Source organism: Pseudomonas sp. 1L-C-7-B-C1, from assembly GCF_057291635.1.
The window spans coordinates 96,891-114,279 of sequence record NZ_JBXAWH010000006.1; the positions used below are offsets into that span (position 1 = coordinate 96,891).

The following is a 17,389-nucleotide window of genomic DNA, read 5'->3' on the forward strand; positions in this document are numbered from 1 at the left end:
CTGGTTTTTTTTAACAAGTTTAGTTTAGGTCTTGGTCTCCACGTGCGCTACTGTCAGGAGTGACAGTGGTGCCAGTAAAAGTTGCAGTGGTAATGCAATAGTTCTTTGTTGTTAGAGAGTGTTAGCAGTATCGGCGATAAGCGACAACTTGCAGTGATTACATTTATAACAACCCGCTATAAGCGACATGTAGGAGCGACCGACGTTTTGCGCCGAGATGATGATTGGAACCGGGGCAAGGATTGTCCCCGAAACATTGGAACAACCTTCAGTCGCACACCGTTCGCAGGCAAGTCTCGCTCCGACACACGTTACGCCGCCTGCGCATCCTCAATCGCTTCTTTTGACAACTGCTGCTTGGCCGGGTGGGGTACGCCTCATCCATCACCGAGCACACGATCAGCTGCAGCGGATGGCAGATCATGATCGGCAGCAGAATCAGGCCTAACCCAGGGTTGTCGCGAAAGATCAGCGCGGCCCTGGGCGCACCGGCGGGAAGGGATTTTTTCCTGGCGCAGAATACCGGGGCGATTTTGTCCGCGTGATTGAATTTCACCAGTTTGGCGGTGCTGGTATTCATCAGCAGTATCACCGCCAGCAGCACCGCGCTGCCGATGACAGCTATCAGGATGACCGAGTCGCACTGGGTCCGCCACATGCCGGACACCATGGTGCCTAAAAGGGGACTGCTTTATTTACAACACTTCACCGTAAATTAATCTGTCCCCGTCTCAAGAAAATCAAATAAATCAGACCCCTTTAGAAATACACTGCGGCAGCCCGATTTTGCATAAGCTGTCATCCCCCGCACAGGCTCTAGCGATGGCAACTGACATACACACCTCACGCAGCCCCGATACCCAGCGTCAAATCCCGGCGCTCGACGCCCTCCCGCGCCCGCTCTACGCCCGAGCCGAAAGTCTGAGCCAAGGCTCATGGACCCCCACGCACTGCCACGACTGGGTGCAGTTTTCCTACGCGATCAGTGGCGTACTTGGCGTTCACACCCCGCATGGCAGCTTCTTCGCGCCGCCGCAGTGGGGCGTATGGATTCCGGCCGGTCTCGACCATGAGGTGGTCACGTCAACCCGCGCCGAGATGCGCAGCCTGTATGTACGCAAAGAAGACTGCGAGTGGGCGCCGGACCGCTGCCGTGTGCTGGAGGTCACGCCGTTGGCAAAGGAGTTGATCAAAGCGTTCTGCCAACTGCCGGCGGAGTATCCACAGGCCGACACCCGAGAAACGCGCCTCGTGCAGGTGCTGCTCGATCAATTGGCAAGTCTGCCCGAGGTGGGTTTTTCACTGCCGCTGCCAAGGCATGGGCGCTTGCTCAGTCTGTGCAACGAATTGATAGAACAACCCCACCAGCTCATCACCCTGACCGAGTGGGCGGCGCGGCTGAGCATGTCCGAGAAAACCCTCATGCGCCTGTTCCAGCGGGAGACCGGTCTGAGCTTTCGGGGCTGGCGACAACGTGCCCGATTGCTTTCCTCACTTAACGCGCTGGAGGAGGGCACTAGCGTGACCAGTACGGCGCTGGCGTCCGGTTACGATTCAACATCGGCGTTTATCGCCGCATTCAAAAGCCTGTTCGGACTCACCCCCGGCGAGCTCTTCCGCAGCCAATAACAGTAGGTAGGAGTGGAAAGAGAGTGGAAAGGGGACTGATTTATTTACAACGTTTCACCGTAAATTAATCTGTCCCCAAGTGCCGCGCGTGCCATGTCCCCGCGTGCCAAATCCGATCTGATCCATCCCTGATCAAGTACCCAATACACCCTGAGGCCGACCCCGGCCCCGGTATTGAACCCGTCGCCCCAACACTTGTTTAACCTCATCAGTAAACTGCCGTCCCCCGGTCAATTGCCCCCTCTGCACTGCATCCCGAATCAGTCTCAACTCGCCATCAGCCGCCGGCGCCTCAAAAAACGCCCGATACGCCTGTTGCCGACCAAGCTGTGTCAGCCCCAACGCCTCGTAACAGGAATGAACATCCAGCCAGTCGTGCTGCACATTCGTTGTGAACCGCAACCCAAAGCTTGACCATCGATACTCCTCCACGCGCTCAACCATTCCGGCCCTCAAAGGATTGAGTTCGATATACCGACTGCACGCCAGAAAATATCCACGGACTGCACAACGCTAGACTTGTAACGACTCTCCCATAGCGTTCCAGACCGCCCCTCCAGCTTATTGCGATACCGCGTCATGCGCGCAGCAAGCGCCTTCATCAACTTCCCTAACCCTTCAGCGCATGAAGGGGCTAGCTGTAAGTGCACATGGTTGGTCATCAGGCAGAACGCAAACACCTTCACGTCAAACACGTCTTTGAGTTCCTGCAGATCATCCAGATAACGCGCGAAATCGTCCTCATGGGCAAACACCGTTTGCCGGTTGTAGCCGCGCTGGACAATATGATGAGGGTGACCGGGCAACACGATACGAGCAGTGCGGGGCATGACTGATCCTCCGTCCTTGGGAAGGATCAGCGTAGCCGCGATGGTTCTGTTCCGGGTTTTAAATAAATCAGACCCCTTCATCTTTATTTATCTTTGAGCAGTGTTGTACAACTTTGTTATTGATAAGGTTGTACCCACATAGAACGACGTGGCCTAGGGCGCTATATGCGTACACGTTGGTTGAGCTATCCATTGCTTTTTTCTATAGAGGGTTGACTCTCAATAATTGAGAAAACAACCAACGAGTATCACCAGTGTTTAAACGCAAACTGTAATCGAACACTACCGAGTGACCACGATTGGCGGCGAGCCAGGCGGGGTCGATAGGAAAGTTAAGATATTTTTCCGCGCCGAACTTCTGGTTGTGCTCGACTTCCCAATCTGTTACGCCAATTGCTCTGACCCGAGCGGTCGTTGTGTCGTTGAATTTATCTTGTCTCCAGACGAAGAGGTTTTTGTTACTGCTATTTATCGTGGGGGCCTTGATTGTGAAGCTGTGACCGGTAACGCTTAGCTTCAAATGGTTAGATGTATAGGTGTCCGAAATTCCTTGTTTTTTCACGGTGTAGTAGATGTCGGTGGTGGCATAGCCGATGACATCTATAACTTCGTATTTAGAAATAACAAACTCCAATGGTTCAGGTGATGTTTCGACAGTCAAGGTTTCCGACTTGATCGTTGTATTCCTACCAACCCAGAATACGTTAACGGTGTCATTAGGCGCTAGTTGCGTAATCGGAACGATGATATGTATGTCATCGTTGACTTCATAGTAGTCCAGCCACTGAGTATCGATTGCGGAAAAAGTCGCCTCTCTGACTTGAGGAGCATCGAAGACTACGACGGGCTCCGCTCTAACTTGATATGCAGTGATCGGCGAGTTCTGAGTAACGCCCGACGCCCTGACCACCTGATAACTCAACTGCAGCGTGCCGCCGCCCAGGGGTTCCAGGTTCTGGCGCGGGACTTCGAAATAAACTTCCTCCGCTTCCTCGCCCACCTGCACGGTGTACTCGTCTGGGTAGTTGACCGGTACTCCCGTTGCGCTGGTGCCGGCCCATGACAATAAAATCCTGTCCCCGGCTTTTTGTCCGACGTACGCCGGGGCACTGACGATCAGCGGATCGCCGGTCACGACGCCAAGATCAATGACGCCGCCCACTGCGCCCTCCAGCTCCGGCGCGGTCAATGGAATGACCAGACCGCTGAGGGTGGCGTTGGCGCTTTTTGAAACTTTGGCACCCACCGTGTATTTGGCGCTGATAGAGCCGCCCGCGAATGCGACAACCTTGGCGTTGGGAATGTTGAACAGCAGTACCTCAAAGCCTGGGTCGGTGACAGTTTGACTCGGCAGCGTTTCGCTCAACTCGGTAGTGGGCGTGCGGCCGGTCCATGTCAGGGTGACCACATTGCCTGCGGTCAAAGCACCGGTCTGCACCTGCACCCGAGCGTCTTTGGCGCCCAGCACCTCCAGGTCAATCTGGTTTGTGGCCGCATTGGCGTCCGCCAGACGGGGCGCGGGCAGCGCGTTGGGGTCGATGTTGACATCGACAAAGGTGGTGGGTGACAGCAACGAATAGTTATCGACGATGTCGCGAATCTCGTAGTTAACCGGCAGCTTCTCGCTGCTGCCGCCCTGTTCCACCACCGTCTGAGGAATGCTGACGACCTGCGGCATGCCGACGCCTGCCTGCGTCAAGACGGGGGCACTCACCCGTATCCCGTTCCACAGCACCACCAGTTCATCGCCCGCTTCCATGTGCAACCAGGCAGGGACGATAACGGTGACCGGTGTTGCAGGATCGGTGATCGCCGAAGGCCTGACCGTTGCGGCGGTCAATCCTTCATTGATGGCCGTGTCAGTGTCGGGGTCAAGTCCGCCGGGCACGTTGCGATTGACCTTGACCGTACGGGTGTCAGAGGTCTGCAGATCCTGGGCTTCATGATCGAACAGCGTGTAATGCACCTTGCCCAAGGGTGCCTTGATGACGTCAACGCTCACGCTGAAACTCAGCCAGCCTTTGTCAATGGTGGCCTGATCCAGGTTGTAGGTTTGGACGGGCACATCATCATCATCCCAGAACAGCTCGACGGTATCGCCCACGCGCGTCACGTCGGGCAGTTTGGCTGTCAGCGTCACTGGCCGGGTGCGGTCGAACAGTTGCTGATAACCCAGACCTGGGCGCGGGTTGTCTGGGGTGTCATCGAAAGAGTTGAAGACCAGGGGGTTAAGTGCTCTGGGGCTAGCCGAGCCGTCTGGCTGACGGGGCGCGCGGGGGAGGTTTTCTATTTTCATGGGAATCGTCCTTGAAGCGGTGATATCGGGTTTAAGTATTAGCGCGGATTGACGAGCTGTCTGCTGTCAGAACTGACAGTACGGCCGTGGCTTAATTGAACATTCACCAGACAGAGCAAGGGCCTGGCGGCTGTCTATCGCGGATCGGAATTAGCGTTAGGAGGAAATGGTCTAAGGCTTAACGTGAGGGGGCTGATGTATTTAAGGATTTAAATAAACCAGACCCCTTTGTTGCCCCTTTGCCGCCTTTGCCGTTCTAAACCAAATCAGAGTGATCGAATGAGAAGGTCATCCATATTGTAGTCGTTACCCGCTCCTGTATAGACGTGGCTGTATACCATGAAGAAAAGTTGTTCGGCGTATGCCTGAACCGTTCCGGAAATTTCCACCCATGAGTTACTTAGTGTCACGGGTCCGGTAACCGATATGTGGCCCCCTGTCACTTGTTGAGCGGTTACTAATGAGAGTGTTGGCGCACTTCCCAGAGTTCCGTTACGTTGCGCTCGTATCGAAAAATGGTAACGTTTTCCGATAATTAGGTTGCGCATAAGTTTGAGTAGTATTACTCCTTCGTTTGCATTGATTATCTCGGTTGCATTGGATAGGTAGATGTTGGTTCCCTGTGATCCTATTCTCAAGTCATTAGAGCTTGGTACGCCATAGCCGGCTTGCCACCCGTTCCGGAAAGTGTCCTGAAAGTCGGTAAAGTCATATAGCGCCGTTATTCTGGTGAAACCCCGAGGTGTGGAAATAGGCTGTGATCCATAGAGGGCCTTTACTGTGATTGAATAGCTTTTTATTTCTAACCCAGGTATGAATAAGCTCCAATCACCAGCAGCATTAATCTGGGCAGTGCCCAGAGAACGTCCGCCGTCGAATAGTTCGACATCCTTGTCGGGTGACGCTTTTCCGGAAATGGTTACTGAGGTGCTGTACGTACTTCCATTGTTTGGGATCTCGTCCGCATCGGTATCAACGACGTTGGTTATGACTGGTTGAATATCGGGTATAGCGACCACCGAATAACTCTGCACCGGAAACGCCTGACGCGTCAGCCCTCCATCAAATGAGACTTCCAGTACCAGCCGCAATTGCGAGCCGTCTGTAAGTCCTTGCAGGAAAGTCAGAGGCACCTTGGTCGTTTGAGCATTAGTTGTGGTGATCGCATACTCCTGCCAAGCAGGTAAACCCAGATTGCTCGAGCCTTCAAGCCTCATCCACATTTTTTGCCCTACCGCGATAAACGGCCACGGCTGCACCGTGAGATCGGCATCGCCTTGCAGCGCCCCAACGTCCAGTAACCCGCTTGATGCCTGGGTGATTTGCGGCGTTGGCAGTGATGCAAGGGGAATCGCGTCAACGGTCAGCTTCAAAACGTCGGAGAAATACCACATATCCTCCCCCTGCTCCTTCCGGAGCACGCCGTACACCACGTCAATCGTCTTGCCGATAACCGCTCCAATCAGCGCAGCCGGAACAGTGGACTCAACCGTATTCGGGGGAACGCCACCAGGTTTGCCATCCATCCACGGAATGGTGTCGGAGATTTTGTTCCAGATGGGCACGATGATGTCGGCGTCGCGCATGCCGGTGTAAGTCACCCGGAAGGTCGCTCCAGCCTGCACATCCATTGGACTCAACACGCCGCCTGGTGCCTGCACAATCACCGGCGCCGGGAATACCAACGCGACAGCCGTGACGCTGTACTCCGTGACCGGAGAATTCTGCGTACCGCCGCCTGCCCTGACCACCTGATAACTCAACTGCAGCGTGCCGCCGCCCAGAGGTTCCAGGTTCTGGCGCGGGACTTCGAAATAAATTTCCTCCGCTTCCTCGCCCACCTGCACGGTGTACTCGTCTGGGTAGTTGACCGGTACTCCCGTTGCGCTGGTGCCGGCCCATGACAATAAAATCCTGTCCCCGGCTTTTTGTCCGACGTACGCCGGGGCACTGACGATCAACGGGTCGCCGGTCACGACGCCAAGATCAATGACGCCCGCCGTTGCTCCGATCAGTTCCAGGGCCGCCAGCTGCACGGGCAACCCGGTGAGGGTAATACTCGTGGTTTTTGAAAGCTTTGTTGCGCCCGTCTGAACCAGACTGTAGCGCACCACCGCCGAGCCGCCGGCGAGGTCTTTCAGGTCAGCGTTGGGGATGACGAAAGTGGCGTGATCAAAGCCGGGGTCGGTAACCGGCTGCGGGTCCAGCGTGAGCCGGATTTCGGTGGTCGGGGTTTTGCCGACCCATTCCAGCGTGACCGTATAGGGCGTGCCATCCCCAATAAAAGCGGGGATAAGCACATGGCCGTCCCCGTCGCCCAGCGCTTCGAGGTCCAGCACCAGCGTGGCTTGATTCGCTTCCTGTACGCGAGGTGCTGCCAGTGCATCGCGGTCGACGTTCACGGCCACATACGTCGGTGGCGAGGGCAGAGAGAAATTATCGACGATGTCACGAATCTCGTAATAGACCATCAACTGGTCACTGCTGCCGCCTGCTTCAAGCACCGCCTTGGGAATCAGGACCGTTTGCGGATACCCTATCGCTGGGGCTGTGAGTTGCGGGGCGACGACCGGGATGCCATTCCAATACACGGTCAGCTCATCGCCTGCTTCCATGTGCGCCCAAGGCTGCACCGTCACAGTCACCTGGGTGTCCGGGCTGTTGATGGTTGAAGGGCTGACCGTCAGTGGCGCCAGGGCCTCGTTGATCGCGGTGTCGGTGTCGGGATCAAGCCCGCCTGGCACGTTGCGATTGACCTTGACCGTACGGGTGTCAGAGGTCTGCAGATTCTCGGCTTGATGATCGAACAGCGTGTAATAGGCCTTGCCCTCGGGCGCCTTGATGACGTCAACGCTCACGCTGAAACTCAGCCAGCCTTTGTCAATGGTGGCCTGATCCAGGTCGTAGGTCTGGACGGGCACCGCATCATCATCCCAGAACAGCTTGATGGTATCGCCCACGCGCGTGACGTCGGGCAGTTTGGCTGTCAGCGTCACTGGCCGGGTGCGGTCGAACAGTTGCTGATAACCCAGACCGGGGCGCGGGTTGTCTGGGGTGTCATCGAAAGAGCTGAAGACCAGAGGGTTAATTGCTCTGGGGCTAGCCGAGCCGTTTGGCTGACGGGGCGCGCGGGTGAGGTTTTCTATTTTCATGGGAATCGTCCTTGATCGGAGTGTTTCTGAATTAAGTATTAGCGCGGATTGACGAGTTGACTGCTGTCAGAAATGACAGTGCTTTTTTGATGCGCGATGGAATAAGTTAGGTAAAGCAGCGGTGTGTTGTTACTTATCGCAGATCGAAATTGAAGTTATGAACAAAAGATCTAAACGGATGTAAACGTCTCCTCAATAAAGGGGCTGATTCATTTAAAAGGTATAAATAAACCAGACCCATTAACGACCTCTGTCAACTCAGGACCGCACGACGATGGCCCAACCCTTCGCCGCGCCGCGGCCGCCGATAATGAATGATTGATTAGGCTGAGTACCCTCGGCGCCATTGTTGGGGATGATGGTGTAATAGTATTTCCCTCCGGCAGAGGTGCTGGACCAGGCATGCTCGTTGGCGCCGGAAGGCAATTGCGGGTCCCCGCCGTATGCCGAGCGGAAGTCACGCCATTCATAAAGCGTAGGAACCCGGCCGCCATAGTTAGCCGCGTTAGTGACCGCGTCCCGGTAGACCTGCTGCCCGTTCCACCCGTCGATTTCCAGCACATTGGAAACGCTGACCGTGTAACGGGCTGTCTGGTTTTTGCTATCGGTAACGGTGACTACGCCTTGCCGGTTTCGATAGGAAATGACAGTTCCGGTGTTCATGTTGATGTCCACCGCATTCGAGTCGACCGAATACCGGTAAGGCGGAGTACCACCGGTCGCCACTCGCGTGGCCGTGGTGCCTGCTGGCGGATGCGTTGGCGTGCGGCCCGAACGCACAAGGTGTCCGCTGAGTACAAGTGTGCTGGTATCGATAACGAGTGGAACGTTGGCGATGTGCACCACCCACGTGTCAGATGCCACTTCTTCCATGCCCACCACCCTGGCCGTAAAGCTGTGGCTTGAAACCGCCAGGCCAGATGCCTGGTAAGTCCAGCGTCCCTGAGCGTCAACGTTAACCACAGTCAAGGCCGCCGCGCCGTCGTAAATCCTGACCTGAGTGCCAGGGCCTGCGGCGCCGGCCACTATCAAGGTGGTCGAGGTGGTAGAGCCGTTATCCGGGATGGTTGCCCCCTGCGGCGTGGTCACCGCGGTAATCACAGGCACCACCACCTCAGGCTTGTGCAACACGGCGTAGCTCTGCACCGGGAAAGCCTGTGCGCTGAGTCGATCCAGCGAACCGTCGAACGTGACGTGAAGCAGTAGTCGTAATGGCGAACCGTCTTTGAGTGCAGTCAGATAGTCCAGCGGCACGCGGGTGCTCTGCTGTCCGTCCGAGGTGATCGCATAGCCTTGCCAGTCGGGCAGTTCGAGGTTGTGCGCCGCGCCACTTTCGGCGGTCCCTTCCAGTCGCAGCCAGAGCCGCTGCCCGGTCGCGATGTAGGGCCATGCGTCCACGGTCAGGTGGGCATCAGCAGAAAGATCAGTGACATTGAGGGCAGCGCCTTGAGCTTCGGAGATGACCGGTGTGGGAAGGGCCGTTTGCGAAATGGGCATCACCGTCAGTCTCAGAACTGCCGAGGCAAATCCTTGATCGTCTTGCAAGACGTCATACAGCACGTCGATAGTTTTGCCGATGACCGCGCCAATCATCGCGGGGGGCACGATGGCGTAAATCATGCCCGTCACAGAACCCAGCGACCATGGGATGGTATCGGCTATTCCGTTCCAAATCGGCACAATCACGTGTTGGGGCATCATGCCGTTATACCTGACCTCGAACGTTGCTCCGGCACGCACGTTCATTGGATCAAGGACATTGCCGTTGGCCTCGGGCACGGTGGGCGCAGGCAGAACCAGGGCAAGGGCCTTGACGGTGCAGAGCGTCGAAGGTGAGGTCAGGGTCAACCCTGTGCCGGTTTTCGTCACCGTATAGGTCAGCGTTAACGTGCCATCACCCAGAGGTGCGAGAATTTCGCGCAGCACCTGAAAACTGACCTCGCGCCCTTGCTGTCCGGCCTGCACGTCGTATTCGGCACTGTAGTTCATGGGTACGCCAGCGCCAGTGATGCCTGCCCAAGTCAGCGAAATACGGTCCCCTACAGCCTGCCCAAGGTATGCCGCTGCGTGAACGATCACCGGATTCGAGGTCATTGTCGCCAGATCGATCACATCACCTGTCACGCCCTGAATGGTCGGAACTGCAAGGTGAACGATTTGCTCGCTGACCATGGCGTCTGCGTTTCGGGAGAACCGGTCTCCGAGCTTGTAGCTGACGCTGAGCCAGCCCCCTGCAATGTCCAGCACTTTGTCGTTGGCGATGGTGAACGTCAGGTCTTCGACGCCGGGAATGCCAACCGTTTGTGTTGGCAAAGTTTCGGTGTACTGGTGATTCGGGGTTCTGCCGATCCACGTCACCGTCACCCTGCTGCCATACGAAAGAGTTGCCGTGAGCACCCTCACGCGGGCGTCCGCCAGGCCCAGCACTTCAAGGTCAATCATGCCGGTCAGCGGGTCTTTGTCCAGCAGCAGTGGCGCCGGAAGGGCGTCCGGATCGATATCCACGTCAGCGTAGGCGGGGTTGGACATCAGCGAGTAGTTGTCGACGATGTCGCGAATCTCGTAATTGACCAGAATGGTTTTGCTGTTGCCGCCTCGCTCGATCACGTCTTTGGGGATCGGTACGATTTGCGGTTCGTTGATGGCGGCCGGGGCGCCAGACCTGCGCCGAATTCGCTGGGTAAATCCTTGAAATATCAGTGTTTTCAACGAGCGCACCAGTATTTTCAACGAGCGCGCCCCGGCAACATTTCGCAGCAGTTGCCCCAGGGTTTTTTGATTCAGCGGCGCCGCTTGAACCCGGATGCCGTTCCACATCACGGTCAGCTCGTCGCCAGGTTCCATGTGCCGCCAGATCGGTACTTCCACCGTCACAGGCGTATTGGCGTTGTCGATTCGCTCAGGCCTGACGATGAGAGCAAGCAAGTCTTCGTTGATTACCGTATCGGTGTCTGGGTCCAGCCCGCCGGGTACCTGGCGGTTGACTACGATAGTGCGCGTTGCAGATGTCTGCAGGTTATCGGAAACGTGATCGTACAGCGTGTAATACACCTTGCCCTGCGGGTCTTTGATCAACGACGGCGCAACCGAGAAACTCAGCCAGCCTTTTTCGATGGTCAGGGCGTCCAGCGAATAGTTCTGAATATCCTCGTCGTCCCAATACAAGGTGATGCTGTCGCCGACGCGTGTGACATCGGGTAACTTCGCCACCAGCGGTACGGGTCTGGTTTCATCGAACAACTGCGCATACCCCAAACCGAGGCGCGGGTTATTGGGCGAGTCATCGATGGATGAGAACACCAACGGATTCAGAGCCTTGCCGCCTGCAGGATGGGTGGGGAGATTGTTGATGTTCATGTAGATCGTCCTTGATGTTGCGAGTGGGTGGATATCCTTCAAAGCGCTTGGACAGGCGATGGCTGGGATAAAGCTGCGTGGAAATGGGGACAGATCCATTAACAAGGCTTCACCGTAAATTGATCTGTCCCCGGTCTATTGAATATGACCACTTTCCGTCGCTAAACAGCATGCAGCAAATCTGATTCCGATTACGCAAAACTGTTTTTCTTATTGAAAAGTTATGAATCGCTCAATGACATGCATCGAGCGATTCAATACCTGTTAGTGCAATCCCTGCACGTGCTTAGGGTTGAGCCGGAGGATTATCAAGCTCGCAAGTACCTCCGCCCGGGTTAAGTGCCATGCGCACAAATCTGGTCGGAGCTTGTACCGTCCCGGAATCATTACTGAGCGAGTAGTCCAGTGTCGCCCCATTGCGGCAGATCTTGTAAAGCAGTGACCACGGGAGGAGCAACTCAAAATATCCGGTGGTGATCATCGCCTGGGTAATGGCGATATCAACCCCCTCCTGTTCCGTCCCGTCGATAGGGGCGCCAATAGGAACTTCGGAATCGCCGCTTGCAAGGCCTACAAAGTTGTAGCTCAATTTTGGAGACTTGGTGAGTTCGATATTTGAGACCCCGGCCAACGGGATTTGGAAAGTGGTGCCGTCCCATGTCACCCTGCGGATGATGGTGTTGGTGCCAACCTTCACTTCAGGGAACTCACCTTGGGCAAGTGCCCCATCGCCTGGCAACTCACCTGCAGAAGTGACCTCCACGTTCGGTCTGGGCGACTCAACCGTCACAGCGTTTTGCGGGTCCAGTTGTCGGGTCACGGTGAAATAGATAGGGATGTCCCCCACGCCTAGGGCCTCGATGACGTCGGTAAAAGGAACAGGGATGGTGATATTCGCTGGTTCATTGAGAGTAGTGACCGGCACAGCGGGAATCAGCGGATCTCCGATGTTGCCATAGTAAAACTGGATGATGTCACCTACCTTCCAAATGGGGTTGTTGTCCTTAACCCTGGCTCGATAAATCGTGACGACTGCGTCCTTGCCAAAGTCACCGGGCAGAATGGTATTGACCGGGCTTGATCCGCAATTCAGTTCCGGCGGCTTGATGTTGTCGTTCTCAGGGGTCTCTGGATCGGGATCCGGGTCAGTGCCGCCGGGTGTTTCCAGGTTCACCGCAACAGTGGTAGCGGGGGAGTCGACCCGCTGGCCATCTGCTCTCCGGAGGAAGTAGCTCACCGGGATACTGGCGCCATTGCCGACGGCCAAAACGGTCGCGTAAGGCACAAGAATCGTCGTCAGAATCGGAGTGTTGCCGACATCGCTGGCCGTAAGCGTATAGGGCGCTAATGTAGTGGTCCCCCACATGACGTAAATGGTGTCGCCGACGGCGGCGCCATCATAAGTAGGGATATCCACGCCGACGTCGGGATAGGCGTCGGTGTAGGTAATCAGGGAGGTGTCGTCATACTCCGGCACAATCGGTGCGTCCAGCGTCGGCAGATTCAGATAAACCGGAAGCATGGTCAGCTCGGATAACTGACTTACGTTACCCGCGAAATCCGTGGCTCTATAGCCAAACCATTTTTCGCCATCCGGCGTAACATTCAAGTCTGTTTCTGAAATGCTGACGGCGGTCCGGCCTTTAGGGTCAGTGACCTCGACCGTCGGGGCAAGGTAAACCCCCGTGTTTTCGTCAGTGCCAAGCCACAGCTCTACGAAGTCACGGGTTTCACTTCCAAAATACGGATCGACCCAAAATGGCAGCACGCCGTTAACAATGTCAGCGACGGTGATGCCGGACTGCTGGGCTGGTGTAAAGTACAGTGGCGGAAGCTGAGCGCCCCCGGGGGCGAGTTGATCAAATCGAACCGTTGTCGGGATTGGTGCATACTGGCCATCTTCAGATACCGAATCGAAAAGATAATACGTCAAAGGGACTAACACGTCGGTTCCCTGTACAGGAAACTCTGCCTTGAGGAAGAGCAGTGTAAATTCGGTAAGGTTTGGGTCAGTCAAGTCGACTGTAGAAAGGTCCAGACGCGCGCTTACCTCTACCTTATTCCACGTGAGAACGATAGAGTCAGAGGATCTCATGTTGTCTGATCTTGGAACGATAACTTCGATGTCGTTGGTCAACTCGGAGATTTTGATAATCCCTGTTGCGGGATCTGCTACCGGAACCGTGACAGAGGGAAGGTCGGCCAGCGTCTTATTGGGGCTAATTGCACGTGCATAATCAGAGGTGGTTGTCATGTTCATGTCCTGCCTGGAAGTTAGTTGAGGTCCGTAAGTGCCAGATCGACTGGCTTTTCGACATAGGGCGAAAGCGCAGAAATGTTGTTTAATTTATCTTTGAGCTGGTAGCCAAAGTAGCGAGTGCCTGTTCCGTCGAATGACGCACGAGGAAACTTCAGCTCAACGGAGTTGCCCGGCGGAAAGGGTGATCCTGGTTCTCCAACCGTTACTGCAGAGTCGGGAATCAGAAACTGCGCTATCGATTCTGGTGTCGGCGGGGAATCGCTGGCCCATCCAGTGATCACATCGCCCGTTTCCATGCCATACCAGGCGTAAGCTTTGACGACCAGATTACCTTCAACAAGGTCGTCTTCGGTGATCACGTCTCCCGCTACTTGACTGAAGTCCAAGGCTCTCAGTGAGTCGCCTCCGGGTGGCTCACGGTCGAATATCACTTTCAGAGGTGCGCCTGAGCGGCTACTTTCCTGCGTTGCAGAGTCGACGTACACATAGTCCAGTGAAACTTCAAAGTACTTACCCGGGGCAGGGTAATTCTCCTGGCTGATCGTAAATGCTGCCTTGAAATCGGGGTCCTGTGCTTGAGACTCCGTCACCGTTACCGTCTCTGACGGCACAGTGTTGATATACAGCGTCAGGGTGTCGTCCTTCTTAAGCCCAGCGAAGGTCGGTATCAACACATCCAGGTCAGCGTTCAGCATCTCAGCCGGCACCCTTCCATCTTCGAGAACGCCAGGGACTTCCACGGACGGAAGATCAGCCCTTGATTTAAGCGAGTTAAACTTCTTTTTCTGCTCCATTGCTGTGACTCCTTGTCATCCAATTTGCGATTGTCGGAGTGGTTATAGCGGTTTAACAGTAACGACAAGTTTGGAATCAGGCCACTGTCAATAATGACAGTCCGGCGCTAAGTAATTGATTAGCCTGGATAGAGTGTTTCGCGATAACGGTTATCGCGAAACAGTTGGCGAGTGGGTCGCTAACCTGGGGGCTCTAACTTGACAGTCAGCTCCTGGTCAACTTAGTTAGTTGTACTGCTGCTGGAAAAACGCTGACGACCGTTCCGAAGTCGCGCCCATGGGAGTAATGCTTTGCACTCAGGGAGGAGGAAATATGAATTATCGCGAGTCTGGCTGCTCAGGTGCCAATCTGATGCTGGCACTTACAATACTTACATCCAGTGAGCAGGTGAGTGCTGTCACGCTTTCGCCGGGTACATCCGCAACAGTTGAGCCTGGCGAACCGGCACAATCCTGGACATTAAACGCTGCGAGTTTGACTGTGAATCCGGGCGGGCAGACGCTGAATATTTTCACCAACGCCGGCTCCTCCGTTACTTTAAATGGCGCATCAGTTTCGGCAACGTCGTTGCGCGCGCTGGTGTTGACCGAAAGCGATGCAGTCATCAATGACTCGACCCTGGTGTCCACCTCAAATACCGGGTTATCCGTGGTTCGCGGCGTCGACGACACCGTCCGCGGCTCCACGGCCACCGTCACCAACAGCCGTATTACCGCAGCGGGTCGGGGGCTGAATGTTTCGGGGGGCAGCACAGCCAGGGTCATCGGCTCTCAAATTACGGGCACCGGTGCAGTCGGTGCATCGGTTGCGGGGGATGGCCTGGGGATTTCCATCATCGGCGGAGAGGCCTTGCTTGAGGGCAGTCAGGCCACGGGAAGCACGCGCGGCGCTGGTGTGTTCTCCAATACCGAATTCACGACCGCGCCACATTTGGTGCTCGACGCCTCTACGCTGAGTTCGGGTACAGGCAGTGCCATTCTGGTTGGCAATCTCGGCGCTACGCCCATGAACGCCGCAATCGAAGTGCTTAATGGCTCCACGCTGAATGCAGGTAACGGCGTGTTGCTTGAGGTTGGGCTTGCGACGTCACCTGCCGGCTCGACAACGGGTGCTGTCTTTACGGTCGACGACAGCGATCTGACCGGGAACATCCAGGCCCTTGCCGGTTCGACTGCCGACATTGTGATGCTCAACGGTGCCACGCTGACCGGGACGATGAGCAACATCAGCAGCCTCGACATGAACGCCAGCAGTGTGGCGGGCAATCTGGTCGAGCTTTCAGGCTCCACCGCGCCTGTCTCGATGGCTGTGGGCTCGTCCTTCACCGGATCCATGACCAATATCGGCAGCCTCAACATCGATAACAGCCAGATGACCGGTGACATTGTTCAGGATGCCCAGACCCCTGCCTACCTGACGTTGACCAACGGAGGACGTCTGACAGGCACTGTGACGGGCGCGCGAAGCCTCTCGGTCGGCACCAACTCGACCTTCGACATGGTCAACGATTCGAACGTCGGGGCGCTGACGATGGGCGGAGGCACCGTCAATTTACGCGGTGGCAATGGCGCATTCCGAACGCTCAATGCCTCGACGCTGGCAGGCAACGGCACGTTCGCGATGGGCACTGATCTGGCAGGCCATCTGAGCGACCTGGTTAACATCACCGGGCAGGCAAGCGGCAGCCATGCGCTTAGCATCCGCAATACGGGTGTCGATCCAATCGAAGAAACCTACGCCCAGCAGGTCGTACACACCGGCAGCGGCCCTGCCACCTTCTCGGTCGTCGGGGGGCAGGTGGACGTCGGGACTTTCGTTTATAGGCTGGAACAGCGCGGGACCAATTGGTACCTCGCACAGGCCAGAACCGACACCGGTGGAGGCGGCGAAATTCCGGTTGATCCTGGCGAACCGGGTGGAGGCGGCGAAATTCCGGTCGATCCCGGCGAACCGGGTGGAGGCGGCGAAATTCCGGTTGATCCTGGCGAACCGGGTGGAGGCGGCGAAACTCCGGTTGATCCTGGCGAACCGGGTGGAGGCGGCGAAACTCCGGTCGATCCCGGCGGTGGCGGAGAAACCCCGGGCGGCAACCCGATCATCAGCCCCAGTGCCCGGGCGGTGATCGGAATCTTCAGTGCGGCACCAACGGTGTGGTACGGCGAACTCAGCACATTGCGAAGCCGCATGGGCGAGCTGCGTAACGGCAATGAAGGCGGTGGTTTCTGGGCCCGTAGCTATGGCAACAAATACAACGTCTCGGCTCAGGATCAGGTGCATTACAGCCAGATCCAGCAGGGGGTTTCGCTGGGTGTCGATACCGCCGTCCAAAGTGATGGCAAGTGGCTGATCGGTGTACTGGGCGGTTACAGCCGTTCTGACCTGGACATGAGGCTCGGCACCGACGGCGAAGTCGACAGTTACTACGCGGGTGTCTACAGCACCTGGCTGTCAGACAGCGGCTATTACGTCGATGCCATAATCAAGGCCAACCGCTTCAGGAACAAGGCCGATGTGCGCATGAGCGACGGGGTCAAGGCCAAAGGCAATTATGACAATCACGGCGTGGGTGGCTCGGTGGAGGTCGGCAAGCATATCGACTGGGGTGACGGCTGGTTCGTTGAGCCCTATGGCCAAGCCTCGGCGCTGTGGGTCAGCGGGGAGGACTACAGCCTGGACAACGGCCTGCAGGCCAGAAGCAACAATGCTGACTCGCTGCTCGGAAAGGTCGGCACTCATGTTGGACGCAATATTCCCATCAAGTCGGGCGGTTTTGTCCAGCCATACGTAAAAGTTGCGCTGGCCCATGAGTTCGCCCGCAGCAATGAGGTGCGTGTCAATCGCACCACCTTCAGCGATGATCTGTCCGGGAGTAGGGGTGAGCTGGGCGCAGGCATTGCAGCGCAAATCACTGAGGTCATGCAATTGCATGCCGATGTTGATTACGGCACCGGCAAGAATATCGATCAGCCATGGGGCGTGAACGTAGGGCTTCGATACGTATGGTGAGCACTTCCTTGGTGAGCATTCCGAGTTGAAGCAGCGAAGCCGCTGGGGCCTACTTGAGTAACGG

Annotated in this window: 7 protein-coding genes and 2 pseudogenes; 2 read left to right on the forward strand and 7 right to left on the reverse strand. The window is 56.3% G+C overall.

The features are described 5' to 3' along the window. Positions 1-311 precede the first annotated feature (311 nt). Positions 312-673 (reverse strand): annotated as a pseudogene (locus tag AC0Z8Z_RS11300) (bile acid:sodium symporter); the annotation flags it as partial. 149 nt (positions 674-822) lie between these two features. On the opposite strand from AC0Z8Z_RS11300, the gene AC0Z8Z_RS11305 reads away from it, so the two are divergent. Beyond that, positions 823-1,629 (forward strand): AraC family transcriptional regulator, encoded by an 807-nt coding sequence (locus AC0Z8Z_RS11305; RefSeq protein ID WP_485619161.1) that lies wholly within the window; start codon positions 823-825, stop codon positions 1,627-1,629. A 132-nt stretch (positions 1,630-1,761) separates the two neighbouring features. Here the strand turns inward: AC0Z8Z_RS11305 and AC0Z8Z_RS11310 are convergent. The 6 genes and pseudogenes from AC0Z8Z_RS11310 to AC0Z8Z_RS11335 all read right to left on the reverse strand — a co-directional run bounded on the left by AC0Z8Z_RS11310 (position 1,762) and on the right by AC0Z8Z_RS11335 (position 14,318). Next, positions 1,762-2,459: pseudogene (locus AC0Z8Z_RS11310) on the reverse strand (transposase). A 202-nt stretch (positions 2,460-2,661) separates the two neighbouring features. After that, complete coding sequence (locus AC0Z8Z_RS11315) at positions 2,662-4,755, reverse strand: hypothetical protein (protein ID WP_485619162.1); 2,094 nt, start codon at positions 4,753-4,755, stop codon at positions 2,662-2,664. A 266-nt stretch (positions 4,756-5,021) separates the two neighbouring features. After that, positions 5,022-7,907, reverse strand: coding sequence for a hypothetical protein (locus tag AC0Z8Z_RS11320; protein ID WP_485619163.1), 2,886 nt, complete (start codon positions 7,905-7,907; stop codon positions 5,022-5,024). A gap of 258 nt (positions 7,908-8,165) precedes the next feature. After that, entirely contained in the window at positions 8,166-11,264 is a 3,099-nt protein-coding gene (locus tag AC0Z8Z_RS11325) for a hypothetical protein (RefSeq protein ID WP_485619164.1), read from the reverse strand. 286 nt (positions 11,265-11,550) lie between these two features. Continuing rightward, a complete protein-coding gene (locus AC0Z8Z_RS11330) occupies positions 11,551-13,518 on the reverse strand; it encodes a hypothetical protein (RefSeq protein ID WP_485619165.1) in 1,968 nt (655 codons plus the stop codon). Between the two features lie 20 nt (positions 13,519-13,538). Next, a complete protein-coding gene (locus AC0Z8Z_RS11335) occupies positions 13,539-14,318 on the reverse strand; it encodes a hypothetical protein (RefSeq protein WP_485619166.1) in 780 nt (259 codons plus the stop codon). Between the two features lie 313 nt (positions 14,319-14,631). Here AC0Z8Z_RS11335 and AC0Z8Z_RS11340 point away from each other — a divergent pair, with 313 nt between their 5' ends. Then, positions 14,632-17,325: an autotransporter outer membrane beta-barrel domain-containing protein gene (locus tag AC0Z8Z_RS11340; RefSeq protein ID WP_485619167.1), complete on the forward strand. Its 2,694-nt coding sequence runs from the start codon at positions 14,632-14,634 to the stop codon at positions 17,323-17,325. Positions 17,326-17,389: the final 64 nt, after the last annotated feature.

Excerpts from the sequence above, each read along its gene's own strand:
- AC0Z8Z_RS11315 (WP_485619162.1), bottom strand. The coding sequence starts at position 4,755 with ATGAAAATAGAAAACCTCCCCCGCGCGCCCCGTCAGCCAGACGGCTCG.
- AC0Z8Z_RS11305 (WP_485619161.1), top strand. The coding sequence starts at position 823 with ATGGCAACTGACATACACACCTCACGCAGCCCCGATACCCAGCGTCAA.
- AC0Z8Z_RS11335 (WP_485619166.1), bottom strand. The coding sequence starts at position 14,318 with ATGGAGCAGAAAAAGAAGTTTAACTCGCTTAAATCAAGGGCTGATCTT.
- AC0Z8Z_RS11325 (WP_485619164.1), bottom strand. The coding sequence starts at position 11,264 with ATGAACATCAACAATCTCCCCACCCATCCTGCAGGCGGCAAGGCTCTG.
- AC0Z8Z_RS11330 (WP_485619165.1), bottom strand. The coding sequence starts at position 13,518 with ATGACAACCACCTCTGATTATGCACGTGCAATTAGCCCCAATAAGACG.
- AC0Z8Z_RS11340 (WP_485619167.1), top strand. The coding sequence starts at position 14,632 with ATGAATTATCGCGAGTCTGGCTGCTCAGGTGCCAATCTGATGCTGGCA.
- AC0Z8Z_RS11320 (WP_485619163.1), bottom strand. The coding sequence starts at position 7,907 with ATGAAAATAGAAAACCTCACCCGCGCGCCCCGTCAGCCAAACGGCTCG.